This window comes from Rhizobium binxianense, from assembly GCF_028994275.1.
GTDB classification, from domain to species: Bacteria; Pseudomonadota; Alphaproteobacteria; order Rhizobiales; family Rhizobiaceae; genus Rhizobium; species Rhizobium binxianense.
Genome location: NZ_CP118713.1, coordinates 3,175,868 through 3,192,954, shown reverse-complemented (window position 1 = coordinate 3,192,954; position 17,087 = coordinate 3,175,868). Strand labels below are relative to the sequence as shown.

The window sequence follows — 17,087 nt, the reverse complement described above, 5'->3', positions numbered from 1 at the left end:
CCGATCCGATGATTGCCTGAAGGCTTCCGTCCGGGTTTGATCCCGGGCGGACGCTCTGTCCCAGCGATCGCGCCGCGAGGCCAACACTATCAAGGGCGAGAAAGCCGATGAATCGCGCCGTAAAGATTTTCCTCATCACGGTTTTCCTGACATTCCCGGGTCTGACGTTTTCGGGCCTGACAATCTCGAGCGAAGTCCAGGCCCAGGACGATATCCACGTGCTCATCGACGCGCTCGGCGTCGGCGACTTTCCGGAACGCGAAGCGGCCATCAAAGCACTGGTCGCTTCCAAGGACCAGCATGTCAGCCAGATCCTGCAGCAGTTGAGCGACGGCCTTCTCTACGTCAATTCCGATGGCGGCCCGGTGCTCCTCCAGGGCGGTACGGATGACGAACCCACCTATTCCGATCCAATCACCGGCGAAGCCGCTGCCGATGTCGATCCGGATCTGATGACCAAGGTCAAGATCAACAACGCGCTTCGCGGCGTCATCAGCGCCGCCACCAGCCAGCTGACGCTGATGAGCCCGGACCGTTCCGCGCGGCTTGCCGCGGCGCAGGGTCTGCTGAAAGATGCTGATCCCGCCAATCTCGACCTGCTGAACTCGGCGCTTGCGGCCGAGAAGGACGCTGAGATCAAGAATACGATGGAAGCGGCGCGCGCTGTGCTGCTGCTCAAGACGGATGCAAGCGTCGAAGACAAGAAGGCTGCGATCGATACGATTGCGGCGCGCGGCAATCGCGATGCGCTGACCATCCTCACGACCACACTCGAAACCGCGCCAGAAGACCTGAAACCGGCGATCCAGGCGGATATCAGCTCCATCAATCGCAGTCTGGCGCTGTGGGATATCGTCCAGAACATCTGGTACGGATTGTCCCTTGGTTCGGTGCTGCTGCTTGCCGCGATCGGCCTTGCCATCACCTTCGGCGTCATGGGCGTCATCAACATGGCGCATGGCGAAATGGTGATGATCGGCGCCTATACGACCTATGTCGTGCAGGAATATATAACCTCCGCCTTTCCGGAGCTTGCCGATTATTCGCTGGCCTTTGCCGTGCCTGCGGCCTTCGTCTTTACCGGCTTCGTCGGTCTGGTGATCGAGCGCGCGGTCATCCGCTATCTCTACGGCCGGCCGCTCGAAACGCTGCTCGCCACCTGGGGCGTGTCGCTGATCCTGCAGCAGGCAGTGCGCAGCATCTTCGGCCCGACCAACCGCGAGGTCCGCAATCCGAGCTGGATGTCCGGCGTCTTCGATCTCGGCGGGCTCGCCATCACCTGGAACCGGCTGTGGATCATCGTCTTCTCGATGGTCGTGTTCCTGACGCTGCTGATGCTGCTCAAGCGCTCCGCCTTCGGCCTGCAGATGCGTGCCGTTACGCAGAACCGCCGAATGGCGTCGTCGATGGGCATCCGCACCGGCTGGGTCGATGCCTTCACCTTCGCGCTCGGCTCCGGCATTGCCGGCATCGCCGGCGTGGCGCTCTCGCAGATCGACAACGTCTCGCCGAACCTCGGTCAGAACTACATCATCGACAGCTTCATGGTCGTCGTCTTCGGCGGCGTCGGCAATCTCTGGGGCACGCTGGTGGGCGCGCTTTCGCTCGGTGTCGTCAACAAATTCCTCGAGCCCTTCGCCGGCGCCGTGCTCGGCAAGATCCTGGTGCTCGTCCTCATCATTCTCTTCATCCAGAAGCGTCCGCGCGGGCTCTTCGCACTCAAAGGAAGGGCGGTAGAAGCATGATAACGGCCTTCCTTCTCCGGTCGCTCGATCGCAGGATCTCCATCGCCGTCGCCCTGTTGCTGGCGATCGCCATTCTCGTGCCGGTGCTGAATCTCGCAACCGGCCCGGCCCATCCCCTGCACATTCCGACTTATATCATGGCGCTGTTCGGCAAGTATCTGACTTACGCGCTGCTGGCGCTGGCGCTCGATCTCGTTTGGGGCTTCTGCGGCATCCTCTCGCTCGGCCACGGCGCTTTCTTCGCGCTCGGCGGTTATGCGATGGGCATGTATCTGATGCGCCAGATCGGCTCGCGCGGCGTCTATGGCGATCCGATCCTTCCTGACTTCATGGTGTTCCTGAACTGGAAGGAGCTGCCCTGGTTCTGGTACGGCTTCGAACATTTCTGGTTCGCGGCGCTGATGGTGCTCTTCGTGCCGGGCCTGCTCGCCTTCGTCTTCGGCTGGTTCGCCTTCCGCTCGCGCGTCAACGGCGTCTACCTCTCAATCATCACCCAGGCGATGACCTACGCGCTGCTGCTTGCCTTCTTCCGCAACGACATGGGGTTCGGCGGCAATAACGGCATGACCGATTTCAAGGATATCCTCGGCTTCAACATCCAGGCGGACGGCACGCGCGCAAGCCTCTTTGCCGCGACCGCAGTCTTCCTGGCGCTGTCGCTGCTGATCGCCTCGGCGATCGTGCGCTCGAAGTTCGGCAAGGTGCTGGTCGGCGTGCGTGATGCCGAAAGCCGCACGCGTTTCCTCGGCTACCGCGTCGAGCATTTCAAACTCTTCACCTTCGTCGTCTCGGCGATGATGGCGGGCATTGCCGGCGCGCTCTACGTGCCGCAGGTCGGCATCATCAACCCTGGCGAATTCGCACCTGCCAACTCGATCGAAGTCGTTATCTGGACGGCGGTCGGTGGGCGGGCGACGCTGATCGGGCCGATCATCGGCGCCATCCTCGTCAATGGCGGCAAGACGATCTTTACGGGCCTCTTCCCGGAGATCTGGCTGTTTGCGCTGGGCGGCCTCTTTGTCGCCGTCACGCTGTTCCTGCCGATGGGCGTCGTCGGCACGATCGCGCAATATCTCGGCAAACGGAAAGCCGTCTCCAATGCTGCGCCGCCGGCGGCGCAGGAAGACGACATCGAGCCGAAAATCCAGGCAGCGGAGTGAGCGCTATGATTCCCGACGTCAAACCCAACAGCGTGCTTTATCTCAACGGCGTTTCGGTTTCCTTCGACGGCTTCAAGGCGCTGAACTCGCTCTCGATCGTCATCGAACCCGGCGAACTCCGCGCCATCATCGGCCCGAACGGCGCCGGGAAGACGACGATGATGGACATCATCACCGGCAAGACCAGGCCCGACGAGGGCGAGGTCTTCTTCAACGGCACGATCGACCTCACCAAGAGGGACGAGGCCGATATCGCCCAGCTCGGCATCGGCCGCAAGTTCCAGAAGCCGACGGTCTTCGAAAGCCATACGGTCTGGGACAATCTGGAACTGGCGCTGAACCGCCGTCGCGGTGTGTTCTCGACGCTGCTCTACCGACTTTCGGGTGAGGACAAGGCGCGCATCGAGGAAATCCTCGAAACGGTGCGGCTGACACACCGCCGTGACGAATTCGCCGCCAAACTCTCGCACGGGCAGAAGCAATGGCTTGAGATCGGCATGCTCTTGGCGCAGGAGCCGAAGCTGCTGCTGGTCGACGAACCGGTGGCCGGCATGACGGATGCGGAAACGGCGGAAACCGCGATCCTGCTTAGAGACATCGCCAAGACCCGCTCGGTGGTCGTCGTCGAGCACGACATGGGCTTCATCCGCGACCTCGGCGTCAAGGTGACGTGCCTTGCCGAAGGCTCGGTGCTGGCGGAAGGGTCGATCGATTTCGTCAGCTCGGATCCGAAGGTGATCGAGAATTATCTGGGGCGGTGATCAATGCAACTTACCCGCTTGAACCTGACAAAAGAAAACGCTCTAAAACGGGCGGGGTTTATTGTGGGGTTTGATCATGGCTCTTCTCGGTATTCTGGTCGCGGCGATCAGCGGCGCGGTTATCTGGTATTGGCGTCTTAAAATGGTACGTGAGGCAGGAAACGAGATCATCGATTCCGTCGAGCGGATGCGGGGCGCCTATAAGCGCAAAAAGTTTCGCAAGCAGGCGGAGGTCGCGCCGCTGGCCTCGATCGCCGATCCGGCGATTGCGGCGGTGGCCTTTTTCTTTTGCCTTGCCAAGGAAAAGCCGATGTATCTCGACGCTGCGAAGGATGTCGTTCGCAGCCGCATGAAAGGCATCATCCGGCCGGGCGACATGGAAGAGGTGCTGGTTTTCGGCGAATGGGCGTCCAAAAACGTCACCAGTCCCGAAGATCCGATCCGCCGGTTCCGGGATCTCTGGTTGAAGGCGCTCGACATGCAGGAGCGTCAGCAACTGATCGGCATTGCCGAGGAGGTGGCCGAGGCCGGTGGCGAGAGAACGAAGGAACAGGAGCACGCCCTGCAAATGCTGAGGCGCACGTTGATGAATTGATGGGGAATGGGTGAAACGGATGCTGACAGTCGAAAATGCAAACCTGCATTATGGCGCCGCTCAGGCGCTGCGCGGCATCTCCGTCAAAGCGGAGATGGGCAAGATCACCTGCGTGCTGGGTCGCAATGGCGTCGGCAAGAGTTCGCTCCTGCGCGCTATCACCGGCCAGCATCCGCTGTCGGCCGGCACTGTCACCTTCAACGACACCAAGCTCAACGGCCTGCCGCCTTTTGCCCGCGCCAAGCAGGGCATCGGCTATGTGCCGCAGGGGCGCGAAATCTTCCCGCTGCTGACAGTCAAGGAAAATCTCGAAACCGGTTTTGCTCCGCTTGGCCGCCGCGACCGCAACATCCCTGACGACATCTTCAGTCTCTTCCCGGTGCTGAAGTCGATGTTGTCACGTCGCGGCGGCGATCTTTCCGGCGGGCAGCAGCAGCAGCTGGCAATCGGGCGCGCCATGGTGACGCGGCCGAAGATCCTTGTGCTCGACGAGCCGACCGAGGGCATCCAGCCCTCGATCATCAAGGATATCGGCCGGGCGATCCGCTATCTCCGTGATTCCACAGGCATGGCGATCCTGCTCGTCGAGCAGTATCTCGATTTCTGCCGCGAGCTTGCCGACTACGTCTACATCATGGACCGCGGCGAGATCGTGCATGAAGGGCTTGCCGAAACGCTGGATACGCCGGAAGCTCGTCGTCACCTGACCGTCTGATCGGCAGATGCCGCATTTTGCAGCAGAGGGTTCGGCACCTGGCAAAACCTTCCGCCGCCGCCAAAGGTCTCATCCGCACGGCATGGGAATTGCTTGCTTTCCGTCATCCGCGCGATTGAATGAAAACCGGTAGCGTGACCGAAAGGGATGATATGACGATTGCGGCGACGAGCACGAGACCGCAAAGAGCGGAAGGACGCGGGCATCTGGCGGCAAAGCTGTTTGATGGCCGCACGCGTATCCGCGAACTCTATCAGGAGGGGGCGGCGAAGATCCGCCTGCCCGATACTTTCGACGCTTCGATGGAAGCCGTCATCATCAACACAGCCGGCGGTTTGACGGGCGGTGACCGCATGTCCTGGAGCGTCGTTGCCGGCGCCGGTACGCGCATCGACGTCACCACCCAGGCCTGCGAGAAGATCTACAAGGCTTCGGCCGGAACGGCGGAGGTTTCGACCAGCATCGAGGTCGGCGCGGGTGCCCGCGTTGACTGGCTGCCGCAGGAGACGATCCTTTTCGATCGTGCATCGCTCTCTCGTCGGCTGGATGTCGATCTTGACGACAGTGCCGAATTTCTGGCCGTCGAAGCGGTGCTGCTCGGCCGCAAGGCGATGGGCGAGATGATGGAGACGGGGCTTTTCCGCGACCGCTGGCGCATCCGCCGTTCCGGCCGTCTGATTCATGCCGAAGAACTTAGGCTTTCCGACGGCGTGGCGGCTCTTGCCGCGCGTCAGGCCGTACTCGGAGGGCAGGTGGCCTTTGCGACGCTGCTCTATGCCGGGCCGCTGGCTGAGGCCTATCTCGGCAAAGTGCGGCCGCTCGTCGAGGGACCGATGGGCGGGGCGAGCGCCTGGAACGACAAGCTCATCGTCCGCCTTGCGGCGCCCGACGGCTTCTCGCTCAGAAAAATTCTGATCCCGGTCATTTCCGCCTTGCGCAATGGTGCGCCTGTGCCGAAAGTCTGGAATCTATGAACCTAGGCATGCAGCAGATGGACAAGCGATGAACCTCACTCCGAGAGAGAAAGACAAGCTGTTGATTTCAATGGCGGCGATCGTGGCGCGCCGGCGGTTGGAGCGCGGCGTCAAGCTGAACTATCCCGAAGCGATCGCGCTGATCAGCGATTTCGTTGTCGAAGGCGCTCGCGACGGCCGCCCGGTTGCCGAACTGATGGAGGCCGGCGCCCATGTGATCGACCGCAGTCAGGTGATGGAGGGCGTTGCCGAGATGATCCACGACGTGCAGGTGGAGGCGACGTTCCCCGATGGAACCAAGCTCGTCACCGTGCACGAACCGATCCGGTGAGGAGATCAAATGCTGGAGCTCAGGCCCAATTGCGAATGCTGCGACAAGGATTTGCCGCCTGATAGCGCTGAGGCGCGGATCTGCACCTATGAATGCACCTTCTGCGCCGATTGCGTGGACAATGTGCTGAAGGGCGCATGCCCGAATTGCGGTGGCAATCTCGTCGCCAGGCCTATTCGGCCGGTGGCGATGCTCGCCAAAAATCCGGCGTCGACGAAACGTGTGCTGAAGGCTGAGGGCTGCGCGCCCAAGGCGGCTTAAGGAGAACGAGATGATTCCGGGCGAGATCATTGCCGCAAGCGGCGACATCGAACTGAATGCCGGCGCGCTGACGGTGACGCTGGAGGTTTCCAACACCGGCGACCGGCCGGTGCAGGTCGGCAGCCACTACCATTTCGCCGAGACCAATGCCGGGCTTTCCTTCGACCGAGCGGCGGCGCATGGCAAGCGGCTTGATATCCCGTCGGGAACCGCCGTGCGCTTCGAGCCCGGGCAGACGCGCTCGGTGACGCTTATCCCGCTTTCCGGCAAGCGCGAAGTCTATGGCTTCCGCCAGCTGGTGATGGGCAAGCTCTAAGCAAGCGGGAGGGATGCATGCGTTTGAATATCTGCCTCGTCGGGGTGGCGATGCTGCTGATTTCAGGCGCGGCTTCTGCCCAGGATATCGATTGCAAGAACCCCCAGACGCAATCGGACATGACTTCCTGCGAGGCGGCGCGTCACGATGCGGCCGACAAGGTGCTTAACGCGCAATACAAGAAAACGCGCGCCGCGATGGTGGCGATCGACGGCGATCTGGACGGCGACATGAAGGGTGCTGAAAAAGCGCTGGTCAAGGCGCAGCGCGCCTGGATCGATTATCGCGATGCCGAATGCGATGCCGCTGGATTCCAGGCGCGCGGCGGCACGATGGAGCCGATGCTGGTTGCCGGGTGTCTCGCCGATATCACGGACAAACGCACGAAAGAGCTGAAAGAGCTCGAAGATTCGATGAGTAACTGAGGTGGCCAGGAAGATCATGATCGTTGGCAATGGTGAGATCGGGGAAGGAGCGGCTGGCGTCATCGATGCTGCCGATTTCGTCATCCGTTTCAACGATTGCCGCTCCTATGGCGCCGGCGGTCGCCGTACCGACGCCGTTGCCGTTTGCAACACCGGCAGGCCGGCCAAGGCGATGCTCGGCTCGGAGCAATGGCGCACTCATCCCGCTGTCGTCTCGGCCGCCGAAATCTGGAGCGTGCGCGATCCGGAAAAATTCGCGGCACTTCGCGCACCGCTTGCCGTCTCGCATCCGGAACTCGACGATTTCTGCGACGACTACACGAATGCGTTCGGCACCTTCTGCTCGGACACCGGCAAGACGTATGTCGTCATCGACAAGTCGGTTCACGAAGCCGTCGATGCGGCGCTTTCGGCCTTTGCTCCTTCGCCCTATGTCGTGCCGAGCAGCGGCATGATCGTGATCGGCGAGGTGATGGAGAAATCTGCCGATGCCGAGGTGACGCTCGCCGGCTTCGGCCATGTCGGCTGGGAATGGCATCCCTTCGCCGCCGAAAGACAGCTTGTCGATACCTATATTGCCGCGGGCCGCCTGAAGCGGCTTGGCGGAAAAACACTTGCCTCTTCCTCCCAAGGAGCCTGATAGATGCCCTACAAGATCTCGCGCACCGCTTATGCCGGTATGTTTGGACCGACCACCGGCGACAAGGTGCGCCTTGCCGATACGGAGCTTTTCATCGAGATCGAGAAGGATTTCACCACCTATGGCGAGGAGGTGAAGTTCGGCGGGGGCAAGGTGATCCGCGACGGCATGGGCCAGAGCCAGGTGACGCGCGCGGACGGTGCGGTCGATACCGTCATCACCAATGCCGTGATCGTCGATCATTCGGGCATCTACAAGGCCGATATCGGGCTCAAGAACGGCCGCATCGTCGCAATCGGCAAGGCCGGTAATCCCGACATGCAACCCGGCGTCAATATCATCGTCGGCCCGGGCACGGAGGCGATCGCCGCCGAAGGCAAGATCGTTACCGCTGGCGGCATGGACAGCCATATCCATTTCATCGCGCCGCAGCAGATCGAAGAAGCGCTGATGAGCGGCATGACCTGCATGCTCGGCGGCGGTACAGGCCCGGCGCATGGCACGCTCGCCACCACTTGCACGCCCGGTCCGTGGCACCTCCAGCGGATGATCGAGGCGGCCGACGCCTTCCCGATGAACCTTGCTTTTGCCGGCAAAGGTAATGCCTCGCTGCCGGGCGCACTTGTCGAAATGGTGCTTGCCGGCGCCACTTCGCTGAAGCTGCATGAGGATTGGGGCACGACACCAGGCGCCATCGACTGCTGCCTGTCGGTTGCCGACGAATATGACGTGCAGGTGATGATCCATACGGATACGCTGAACGAAAGCGGCTTCGTCGAGGATACGATCGGGGCCATCAAGGGCCGCACCATCCATGCCTTCCATACGGAAGGGGCGGGCGGCGGGCACGCACCTGACATCATCAAGATCTGCGGCCAGCCGAACGTCATCCCCTCGTCGACCAATCCGACGCGGCCCTATACAGTCAATACGATCGCCGAGCATCTCGACATGCTGATGGTCTGCCATCACCTGTCGCCGTCGATCCCGGAAGATATCGCCTTCGCCGAAAGCCGTATCCGCAAGGAGACGATCGCCGCTGAAGACATTCTGCACGATATCGGCGCCTTCTCGATCATCTCCTCCGACAGCCAGGCCATGGGCCGCGTCGGCGAGGTGGCAATCCGCACCTGGCAGACGGCCGACAAGATGAAGCGCCAGCGCGGACGGCTGAAGGAAGAAAAGGGCGACAACGACAATTTCCGCGTTCGCCGCTATATCGCCAAATACACGATCAATCCGGCGATTGCCCATGGTCTCAGCCATGAGATCGGCTCGGTCGAAGTCGGTAAGCGCGCCGATCTGGTGCTGTGGAATCCCGCCTTCTTCGGCGTTAAGCCCGATATGGTGCTGCTCGGCGGTTCGATCGCCGCCGCGCCGATGGGCGATCCGAATGCCTCGATCCCGACGCCGCAGCCGGTTCACTACCGGCCGATGTTTGCCTCCTACGGCAAGAGCCTCACCAATTCCTCCGTCACCTTCGTCAGCCAGGCCGCGCTCGATGCCGGCCTGAAGGGCCGGCTCGGCGTCGCCAAGGAACTGGTGGCGGTGAAGAATACGCGCGGCGGCATCTCCAAGGCATCGATGATCCACAACGACCTGACACCCGCGATCGAGGTCGATCCGGAGACCTACGAGGTCAGGGCGAACGGCGAATTGCTGACCTGCGAGCCGGCGACGGTGCTGCCGATGGCGCAGCGCTATTTCCTGTTTTAGGCGCACGCCCGATGTGTGACCGGTGGTTCCGATGAGGACGGGCATCAGCTGGTTGCTGCGGATCATATTCCTGTTCGTATTTTTGGCGGCCTGCGGGACCTTCATTCCGCGGCCGCTGATTGCCCCGGTCAAGGCATCATCCGCGGCGGCAAGCCATCGGATTCTCCTGCTGTCGGGACCGATCCACACCGATATTGCCATTCCGCTCGGCGAGGAGACGCGCGCCGCCTTTTCCTTCCTCGACAATCCCGATTTTCCGCTTGGCCATCCGAATGCGGAATGGCTCATCATTGGCTGGGGTGGCCGTGCCTTCTATCTGGAAACTCCGACCTGGACGGAGCTGAAGCCGCTGCCGGTGCTGCGGGCGCTGACGATCGATCGTTCGGTGCTGCATGTGGACCTTGCCGGTCACATCACCGAGCCGCAGCCCGCCGTTGCGGCATTCGATATCGGCGACGATCAACTGGCGCGGCTGCGCAATTTTATCTCGGACAGCTTCGTTCGCGGCGCGGGTACGGTGAAGCCGATTCCGGATGCGGGTTACGGCGAGATCGACCGGTTCTTCGAGGCAAAGGGATATTTCAACGCTCTCTTCGGCTGCAACACCTGGACGGCGGCTGCGCTCCGCTCGGCCGGGCTTCGGACCGGCTTATGGAACCCGCTTCCACAATCATTGCGATTGTCTCTCGGTGTCTACAATTGAAGCAGCCGCTGGCCGGTCCGCTCGCCAACGAAATTGTGAACGACACTCTCCATTCGGTTGTAAAAATCCGCGTGAAAAACTGTGTTTTCCCGAGGTAAGCCATTCTGGAACAACTTAGCCGTGGAGCCCAGAAAAGACCTGTCATGTCAATGATATAGGCTGGTCCATGCCCTGTGCGATTCAGGGATCGGACGCTTGCATCTCCTGCTAGAAAAAATCTGTCCACCGAATCGTCCAAAATCGGTCGGATTTTAACGAGTCGATTAAGACACCCGCAGCAATTGGACTCTTATCAATGCCTTGCAACGCCGGACAGGAAGGTTGATTCTGATGAGAAACTGGATGTCGCTGCAGGCCGATTTCGGCAATTTTCAACATCGCAGGAACGTCTATCTCTTCGCTCTGAAGATGAGCTTTCTTGCCGTCATTCTCTCCGGCGTCATCATATCGCTGACGATACCGCCGCTCGGTTTTCTCGGGCTGCTGCCGGTGACGCTCTCGCATGCGATCGGCTTCGGCGCCATTTTTTCCTGGCTCGTTGGCGGGACGGTTTCCGGCATGCTGTCGCTGGCTGCCGGTTTTGCCCTGCATGAGCTGACGCTGTCGCGGGCGGAGTTCGAAAAGCTCAGCCGCACGGACACACTTTCCGGCCTCCTGAACCGGCGTGCCTTCACAGAGGCGCTCGAGAATACCGAGGGCAACGCCTCGCTCGTCATATTCGATGTCGACCGTTTCAAGGCGATCAACGATCGCTTCGGCCATGCCTGCGGCGATGCCGTCATTACCGCCGTCTCGGCCATGCTCAGATCCGCCTTCGATGAGATGTCCGTCGTTGCACGGCTGGGTGGGGAGGAATTCGGCGTCATCGTCTCCGGTGAGCCGCTGGAGGCGCGGATGGAGCGCATCGAAGGTGTCCGGGCCCGGATTGCAAGCGGCGCCATCGCGGCCGAGGGGCACGATATCCGCATCACCGTTTCCGGCGGTGTTGCCGATCTCGGCGTCGGGCGCAACAATCAGGCGGTCTATGCTTCGGCAGACCGAGCGCTCTATCTCGCCAAGGCGCTTGGGCGCAATCGCGTCGTACACGAGCGGGAAGGTCTGCATCACGCCTGGCACGGGCTCGTTGACAATAGCCTCGATGCCAAGGGTCGGGCAGCTGAGAGCGACAACGTGATGCAGGCTTACGGAATATAAAAGCCCCGTTCCGTGCAAAAGGCCATTGGTGCTTGCATCGGGAGAGGCTATTTTGCATGGTCGCCTCAGCAAAACGGACATATCATGCAGCGCGTTACATCTTATCTTCCCGCCGGAACCCCGTCCTCCCATCCGACCGCCCAGGTCAAGCTGCCGCACGATCTGCGCCATCTGCGCCGCAAGCTGCTGCATCTGGAAAATGGCGAGATGGTCATGCTCGACCTCAAGGACCCGGTGCTTTTCGCCAATGGCGACCTGCTGGTGCGCGACGATGGCGAGTTGATCGAGATCCTCGCGGCCGATGAGAAGCTCTTCGAGGTTCGCGGCCGCGACCGCACACATCTGATCGAGCTTGCCTGGCATCTCGGCAACCGTCATCTTGCGGCCCAGATCGAGGAAGACCGCATCGTCATCCTGCGCGACCACGTCATCCGCGCCATGCTGCAGGGGCTCGGCGCCACCGTCCTCGACATCGACGAGCCCTTCCAGCCGGCGCGCGGAGCCTATCATTCCCATGGCGGGCATTCGCACGATCACGAACATGCGGCTCATGACCACGGGCATGACCACAAACATGATCATGGCCACGACCATGAGCATGGACCGGGATGTAATCATGACCACGACCACGGGCGGGATCATGATCATGACCACGGACATCACGGCCATAAGCACGACTGAGAGCCGATGACCAGGGATGACGAGTTGCAGGCATTGCTGCGCCTGACGGCATGGCTCTCGCCGGCCTTTCCGATCGGCAGCTTTGCCTATTCGGGCGGGCTGGAGCGGGCGGTGGCCGACGGACTCGTCACCGATGCGGCCTCGCTTGCGGCCTGGGTCGGCACGCTGATCGACCATGGGTCGGTTTGGAACGACGCGGTGCTTCTGGCCGAGAGCCACAGGGGCCAAGCAGAACCCGCACGCCTTGCCGAAGTCGCTGCACTCGCCGAGGCGCTTGCTGGATCGCGTGAGCGCCATCAGGAAACGATGCTGCTCGGAGACGCCTTCCTCGCGGCGGCGCGGGCCTGGCCGAACGAGGTTTTCGAAAGGCTGCCCGGCAAGGTCGCTTATCCCATTGCGGTCGGGGCGGTTGCGGGCGCACACGGCATAGGGCCTGAGACGGTGCTTGCGGTTTTTCTGCACGCCTATGCCTCGCAGGCGATGTCATCAGGCATCCGTCTCGGTGTCGCCGGGCAGAGGGATGGCGTTGCAGTGCTTGCCGGTCTCGAAGAGCGTATCGCAGAGGTTGCTCGGCGGGCGGCGGCCTCGACGCTCGATGATCTGGGCTCGGCGACGGTGCAGGCCGATATTGCCAGCTTGCGCCACGAAACGCAGGCGACGCGACTGTTCCGTTCGTGATCGTCCGGATTGCGTAAAAATAAAAACTTAGAGCGATAAGCTGAACCGCTCTAAGTCATTTGACGGTGGCGCGCGCCGGCGACGTCGCTATCATCGGGCTTCGATTGGAGTAAAACAGATGAAATCAAGAAACGGACCTCTGCGCGTCGGCATCGGTGGGCCGGTCGGCTCGGGCAAGACGGCGCTGACCGAAAAGCTCTGCAAGGCGATGCGCGACGACTATTCCGTCGCCGTGGTCACCAACGACATCTACACGACCGAGGATGCCGAAGCATTGGTGCGCATGCAGGCACTGCCTTCGGACCGCATCGTCGGCGTCGAGACGGGCGGTTGCCCGCACACCGCCATTCGCGAGGATGCGACCATCAACCTTCAGGCGATCGCCGGTCTCAACCAGCGGATCCCCGATCTCGACGTCGTCTTCATCGAATCCGGCGGCGACAATCTGGCGGCGACTTTTTCGCCCGATCTTGCCGATATCACCATCTATGTCATCTCCGTCTGCCAGGGCGAGGAAATCCCGCGCAAGGGCGGGCCCGGCATCACCCGGTCGGATCTGCTGGTCATCAACAAGAAGGATCTGGCACCCTATGTCGGCGCCGATCTCGAGGTGATGGACCGGGATGCGGCGCGCATGCGCGCCACGCGTCCCTTCGTCTTCTCCGACATGAAACGCGGCGACGGTATCAACGCGATCGTCAGCTTCCTCAGGGAGCAGGGTGGACTCTGAGCAGCCAGACCTGCCGCAGCAGGTCGGCACTGACGGCGAGGAGAAATCCGCCCCGTCTGCCGCACCCATGAAGACAAAGCGGAACGGGCCGGGAGATCGCTCCCGGCCCGTTTTGATTTCCTGAGCCTTTGCTCACTCGGCCGCGAAGGGCGGCAGGCGGAGCACGTTGGTGTCGTTTGTCTTCTTGCGTTTGTCTTCAGGCTTTTCGATCGCGGTCAGGCGCTCGTCCAGCGAGTCGATATCGCTACGGTTTTCGCGGGTGACGCGGGTGAGATCCTCACGCGACAGCGGCAGGTCTTCCTGATCCTTCCTGCCGACCAAGCGGCCGAAGGCCCAGCCGAGCAGGCGGGACAGATCGTCCATGATCAGGAAGAAGGAAGGCACGACGACGAGCGAGAGCACCGTCGAGACGATGATGCCGCCGATCACCGCGATCGCCATCGGCGCGCGGAACGAGCCGCCTTCGCCCACACCGAGCGCGGAAGGCAGCATGCCTGCCGACATGGCGATCGAGGTCATGATGATCGGCCGGGCGCGCTTGCGGCCGGCCTCGACCATGGCTTCGACGCGGGCCATGCCCTGGTGGCGCATCTCGATCGCGAAATCCACGAGCAGGATGGCGTTCTTGGTGACGACACCCATCAGCATCAGAATACCGATCATGACAGGCATGGACAGCGGATTGCTGGTGATGATCAGCGCCGCCGCGACGCCGCCGATGGCAAGCGGCAGCGAGAACAGGATGGTGAAGGGCTGGATCACGTCCTTGAAGAGCAGGATCAGCACCGTCAGCACCAGCAGGAGGCCCATCAACATGGCGTTGACGAAGCTCTGCTGCATCTCGGACTGCACCTTGGTGTCGCCACTTTCGGCAAGATGCACCGTGGCCGGGATATTGGCGGCCTCGACGATCTCGCGGAACCGGGCCGAGGCTGTATCGAGCGCCACGCCCTGCGGCAGGTCGGAGCCGATTGAGACGACGCGGTAACGGTTGTTGCGCTTGATCGAGCTTACGCCCTCCGAATAGTCGATATTGGCGACGCTCGCGAGCGGAACGGTGCCGCCGCTGGCGGTCTGGATTTTCAGTGCCCGGAGAGCCGCAAGGTCGCGGCGCATGTCGAGTGCCGCCTGGACGCGGATCGGGATCTGGCGATCGTCGAGCGAGATCTTGGCAAGGGCGGCATCGACATCGCCGATGGTGGCGACGCGGATCGTTTCGGAGATCTGCTGCGGCGTGATGCCGAGGCGGGCGGCCTCGTTCTTGCGCGGGTAGACCTGCAGTTCCGGACGGGGCAGGGCGCCGTCGGCGCTGACATTGGCGAGCAGCGGATCGGCGCGGAGCTTGGATTCCAGAATACCGACGGCGTCGTTCAGGTCCTTCTCGTTTTTGGAGAGGAAGTTGAAGGAGAGGTCGCGTTCGCCGCGGTCGTTGAGCTTGAGGATGTGGACGTCGGGAATGTCGTGCAGCTTGGCGAAGACTTCCTTTTCGATATCCCATTGCGGACGTTCGCGGCCGTGGACCTCCACCTTCGGCAGCATCGGCCCGATGACCGGGATATGGCCGAGCCCGTCATTGACCATCTTCTTGATCAACGACTGGTCGAGCTTGTGAAGTGCCAGCGTGATGGTTGCGCGGCGCAGTTCGAGATCGCCCTTCGGCGATGCGCCGCCGAGGACGAAGACGCTTTCGACGCCGTTGATATCCTTGACCCGGTCATAGATTGCATCCGTCGTCTTCTCGGTGTCGTCAAGCCGTGCATTGGGTGGCAGCTCGACGGAGAGAACGATGCGTGAAGCGTCTTCGGGCGGCAGGAAGCTGCCCGGAACCTTCATGAGCAACAAGACGGAGCCCACCAGGAAACCGAAGGCGACGATCAGCGTCGCATAGCGCGTGTACCAACGCCCAGTCGTCCCGCGTATGAGACGCGTGTATCCACGCATCAGCAGACTGTCATTGTCGTGATGGTCTTCCATGCCGTCTTCGGCGCGCATGAGATAGGCGGCCATCATCGGGGTAATCAGGCGCGCGACCATCAGCGAGAAGAAGACCGAGAAGGCGACCGTCAGGCCGAACTGGATGAAGTACTGGCCCGGAATGCCCGGCATGAAGGAAACCGGCACGAAAACGGCGATGATCGTGAAGGTGGTTGCGATGACGGCAAGGCCGATTTCATCAGCTGCTTCGATCGCCGCTCGATAGGGCGTCTTGCCCATCTTGATGTGGCGGGCGATGTTTTCGATTTCGACGATCGCATCGTCGACCAGGATACCTGTCGCGAGTGTCAAAGCCAGGAAGCTGACGAGGTTCAGGGAGAAGCCCATCATATCCATGATCCAGAAGGTCGGGATCGCTGACAGCGGAAGGGCGATGGCCGAAATCAGCGTCGCGCGCCAGTTCCTCAGGAACAGGAAGACGACGATGACGGCGAGCAGCGCGCCTTCGAGCAGCGTATGGATGGCGGCTTCGTAATTGCCGTAGGTGAAATAAACCGAATCGTCGATCAGCTCGATCTTCACGTTCGGATTTTCGGTTCGCACCTTGTCGAGGCTTTGCGCTACGGTTTCGGCGACGCTGACTTCGCTGGCGCCCTTCGAGCGGAAGACGCCGAAGGTGACAACCGGCGTGGCGTTGAAGCGCGAGAAGGATTTCGGCTCTTCATAGGTGTCCTTGATGACACCGAGATCGGACAGTTTGACGAAGCGGCCGTTCGGCAGCGCGATCGTCGTGTCGGCGAGCTCGGCGACATTGCGCGCATCGCCGAGAACACGGATCGCCTGTTCGCTGCCGGCCACTTGGCCGCGGCCGGAGCCGAGGTCGATGTTGGTGCCACGCAGCTGCTGGTTCACGCTAGCGGCGGTGATGCCGTAGGCATCGAGCTTGCCGGGGGTCAGTTCGATGCGCACTTCGCGCTCGGCGCCGCCGTAACGGTCGACGCGGCCGATGCCGGCCTGGCCCTGCAGCGCGCGCTTGATCGTATCGTCGACGAACCAGGAGAGTTCTTCCAGCGACATGTCGGGCGAGGAAACGGCGAAGGTCTGGATTGCCTGGCCCTCGACATCGACCTTGGTGACAATAGGCGCTTCTGCGGTCGCCGGCAGATCGCTGCGAATGCGATCGATCGCGTCCTTGACGTCCTGCACGGCCTGTTCCGTCGGCACTTCCATCCGGAACATCACGTTGGTCTGCGAGCTGCCGTCGGTCACCGTCGACTGGATTTCGTCGATGCCGGTGATCGAGGCGATCGCGTCTTCGATCTCCTTCGTCACCTGCATTTCGAGCTCGGCCGGCGAAGCGCCGCTCTGCGTCACGCTGATCGAAACGAGCGGCACGTCGATGTTCGGGAAGCGCGTGATCGGCAGCTTGTTGAATGACTGCATGCCGATGAATATCAGCAGGCAGAAGGCCAGGAGCGGCGCGATCGGATTTCGAATGGACCAGGCTGAAAAATTCATCGGATGGTC

General features: G+C 61.7%; 18 protein-coding genes. 17 read left to right on the top strand and 1 reads right to left on the bottom strand.

Annotation, left to right across the window (positions count from 1 at the left end; genetic code table 11):
* The first annotated feature begins 107 nt into the window (after window positions 1-107).
* The 17 genes from urtB (at window position 108) to ureG (ending at window position 13,625) form a co-directional block, all read left to right on the top strand.
* Window positions 108-1,745, top strand: coding sequence for an urea ABC transporter permease subunit UrtB (gene urtB / locus PO860_RS15825; RefSeq protein WP_273884584.1), 1,638 nt, complete (start codon window positions 108-110; stop codon window positions 1,743-1,745).
* A complete protein-coding gene (gene urtC, locus PO860_RS15820) occupies window positions 1,742-2,905 on the top strand; it encodes an urea ABC transporter permease subunit UrtC (RefSeq protein WP_183607804.1) in 1,164 nt (387 codons plus the stop codon). Before urtB ends, urtC begins: the two co-directional genes overlap by 4 nt.
* Before the next feature lie 5 nt (window positions 2,906-2,910).
* Window positions 2,911-3,666 (top strand): urea ABC transporter ATP-binding protein UrtD, encoded by a 756-nt coding sequence (gene urtD / locus PO860_RS15815; protein WP_273884676.1) that lies wholly within the window; start codon window positions 2,911-2,913, stop codon window positions 3,664-3,666.
* A gap of 76 nt (window positions 3,667-3,742) precedes the next feature.
* Window positions 3,743-4,261, top strand: a complete 519-nt coding sequence (locus PO860_RS15810) for a hypothetical protein (RefSeq protein ID WP_183607805.1) — start codon at window positions 3,743-3,745, stop codon at window positions 4,259-4,261.
* Window positions 4,262-4,280: 19 nt separating this feature from the next.
* Window positions 4,281-4,976: an urea ABC transporter ATP-binding subunit UrtE gene (urtE, locus tag PO860_RS15805; RefSeq protein WP_273884583.1), complete on the top strand. Its 696-nt coding sequence runs from the start codon at window positions 4,281-4,283 to the stop codon at window positions 4,974-4,976.
* Window positions 4,977-5,128: 152 nt separating this feature from the next.
* A complete protein-coding gene (locus tag PO860_RS15800; RefSeq protein ID WP_273884675.1) occupies window positions 5,129-5,950 on the top strand; it encodes an urease accessory protein UreD in 822 nt (273 codons plus the stop codon).
* A gap of 28 nt (window positions 5,951-5,978) precedes the next feature.
* Window positions 5,979-6,281, top strand: a complete 303-nt coding sequence (locus PO860_RS15795; RefSeq protein WP_126829282.1) for an urease subunit gamma — start codon at window positions 5,979-5,981, stop codon at window positions 6,279-6,281.
* A gap of 9 nt (window positions 6,282-6,290) precedes the next feature.
* Complete coding sequence (locus PO860_RS15790; RefSeq protein WP_273884582.1) at window positions 6,291-6,542, top strand: DUF1272 domain-containing protein; 252 nt, start codon at window positions 6,291-6,293, stop codon at window positions 6,540-6,542.
* A gap of 10 nt (window positions 6,543-6,552) precedes the next feature.
* Window positions 6,553-6,858 carry an urease subunit beta gene (locus PO860_RS15785; protein ID WP_273884581.1) on the top strand — a complete coding sequence of 102 codons (306 nt, stop codon included), beginning with the start codon at window positions 6,553-6,555 and terminating at the stop codon, window positions 6,856-6,858.
* 17 nt (window positions 6,859-6,875) lie between these two features.
* Complete coding sequence (locus PO860_RS15780) at window positions 6,876-7,283, top strand: lysozyme inhibitor LprI family protein (protein WP_273884580.1); 408 nt, start codon at window positions 6,876-6,878, stop codon at window positions 7,281-7,283.
* Window positions 7,284-7,299: 16 nt separating this feature from the next.
* Window positions 7,300-7,923, top strand: coding sequence for a Urease operon accessory protein (locus PO860_RS15775; protein WP_273884578.1), 624 nt, complete (start codon window positions 7,300-7,302; stop codon window positions 7,921-7,923).
* 3 nt (window positions 7,924-7,926) lie between these two features.
* Complete coding sequence (ureC, locus tag PO860_RS15770; RefSeq protein ID WP_273884577.1) at window positions 7,927-9,639, top strand: urease subunit alpha; 1,713 nt, start codon at window positions 7,927-7,929, stop codon at window positions 9,637-9,639.
* A gap of 31 nt (window positions 9,640-9,670) precedes the next feature.
* Window positions 9,671-10,342 carry a TIGR02117 family protein gene (locus PO860_RS15765; RefSeq protein WP_273882254.1) on the top strand — a complete coding sequence of 224 codons (672 nt, stop codon included), beginning with the start codon at window positions 9,671-9,673 and terminating at the stop codon, window positions 10,340-10,342.
* Between the two features lie 330 nt (window positions 10,343-10,672).
* On the top strand, window positions 10,673-11,536 hold the full coding sequence (locus tag PO860_RS15760; RefSeq protein ID WP_273884576.1) for a GGDEF domain-containing protein: 864 nt from the start codon (window positions 10,673-10,675) through the stop codon (window positions 11,534-11,536).
* A gap of 84 nt (window positions 11,537-11,620) precedes the next feature.
* Window positions 11,621-12,217 (top strand): urease accessory protein UreE, encoded by a 597-nt coding sequence (ureE, locus tag PO860_RS15755; protein WP_273882253.1) that lies wholly within the window; start codon window positions 11,621-11,623, stop codon window positions 12,215-12,217.
* A 6-nt stretch (window positions 12,218-12,223) separates the two neighbouring features.
* Entirely contained in the window at window positions 12,224-12,895 is a 672-nt protein-coding gene (locus PO860_RS15750; protein ID WP_273882252.1) for an urease accessory protein UreF, read from the top strand.
* Window positions 12,896-13,013: 118 nt separating this feature from the next.
* The gene (ureG, locus tag PO860_RS15745) at window positions 13,014-13,625 is read left to right on the top strand and encodes an urease accessory protein UreG (RefSeq protein ID WP_097621305.1); all 612 of its coding nucleotides are present in this window, start codon (window positions 13,014-13,016) and stop codon (window positions 13,623-13,625) included.
* A gap of 132 nt (window positions 13,626-13,757) precedes the next feature.
* Here ureG and PO860_RS15740 read toward each other — a convergent pair whose 3' ends face one another.
* Complete coding sequence (locus PO860_RS15740; RefSeq protein WP_273884575.1) at window positions 13,758-17,078, bottom strand: efflux RND transporter permease subunit; 3,321 nt, start codon at window positions 17,076-17,078, stop codon at window positions 13,758-13,760.
* Between the last annotated feature and the right edge of the window lie 9 nt (window positions 17,079-17,087).

Excerpts from the sequence above, each read along its gene's own strand:
- urtB (WP_273884584.1), top strand. The coding sequence starts at position 108 with ATGAATCGCGCCGTAAAGATTTTCCTCATCACGGTTTTCCTGACATTC.
- urtC (WP_183607804.1), top strand. The coding sequence starts at position 1,742 with ATGATAACGGCCTTCCTTCTCCGGTCGCTCGATCGCAGGATCTCCATC.
- urtD (WP_273884676.1), top strand. The coding sequence starts at position 2,911 with ATGATTCCCGACGTCAAACCCAACAGCGTGCTTTATCTCAACGGCGTT.
- PO860_RS15810 (WP_183607805.1), top strand. The coding sequence starts at position 3,743 with ATGGCTCTTCTCGGTATTCTGGTCGCGGCGATCAGCGGCGCGGTTATC.
- urtE (WP_273884583.1), top strand. The coding sequence starts at position 4,281 with ATGCTGACAGTCGAAAATGCAAACCTGCATTATGGCGCCGCTCAGGCG.
- PO860_RS15800 (WP_273884675.1), top strand. The coding sequence starts at position 5,129 with ATGACGATTGCGGCGACGAGCACGAGACCGCAAAGAGCGGAAGGACGC.
- PO860_RS15795 (WP_126829282.1), top strand. The coding sequence starts at position 5,979 with ATGAACCTCACTCCGAGAGAGAAAGACAAGCTGTTGATTTCAATGGCG.
- PO860_RS15790 (WP_273884582.1), top strand. The coding sequence starts at position 6,291 with ATGCTGGAGCTCAGGCCCAATTGCGAATGCTGCGACAAGGATTTGCCG.
- PO860_RS15785 (WP_273884581.1), top strand. The coding sequence starts at position 6,553 with ATGATTCCGGGCGAGATCATTGCCGCAAGCGGCGACATCGAACTGAAT.
- PO860_RS15780 (WP_273884580.1), top strand. The coding sequence starts at position 6,876 with ATGCGTTTGAATATCTGCCTCGTCGGGGTGGCGATGCTGCTGATTTCA.
- PO860_RS15775 (WP_273884578.1), top strand. The coding sequence starts at position 7,300 with ATGATCGTTGGCAATGGTGAGATCGGGGAAGGAGCGGCTGGCGTCATC.
- ureC (WP_273884577.1), top strand. The coding sequence starts at position 7,927 with ATGCCCTACAAGATCTCGCGCACCGCTTATGCCGGTATGTTTGGACCG.
- PO860_RS15765 (WP_273882254.1), top strand. The coding sequence starts at position 9,671 with ATGAGGACGGGCATCAGCTGGTTGCTGCGGATCATATTCCTGTTCGTA.
- PO860_RS15760 (WP_273884576.1), top strand. The coding sequence starts at position 10,673 with ATGAGAAACTGGATGTCGCTGCAGGCCGATTTCGGCAATTTTCAACAT.
- ureE (WP_273882253.1), top strand. The coding sequence starts at position 11,621 with ATGCAGCGCGTTACATCTTATCTTCCCGCCGGAACCCCGTCCTCCCAT.
- PO860_RS15750 (WP_273882252.1), top strand. The coding sequence starts at position 12,224 with ATGACCAGGGATGACGAGTTGCAGGCATTGCTGCGCCTGACGGCATGG.
- ureG (WP_097621305.1), top strand. The coding sequence starts at position 13,014 with ATGAAATCAAGAAACGGACCTCTGCGCGTCGGCATCGGTGGGCCGGTC.
- PO860_RS15740 (WP_273884575.1), bottom strand. The coding sequence starts at position 17,078 with ATGAATTTTTCAGCCTGGTCCATTCGAAATCCGATCGCGCCGCTCCTG.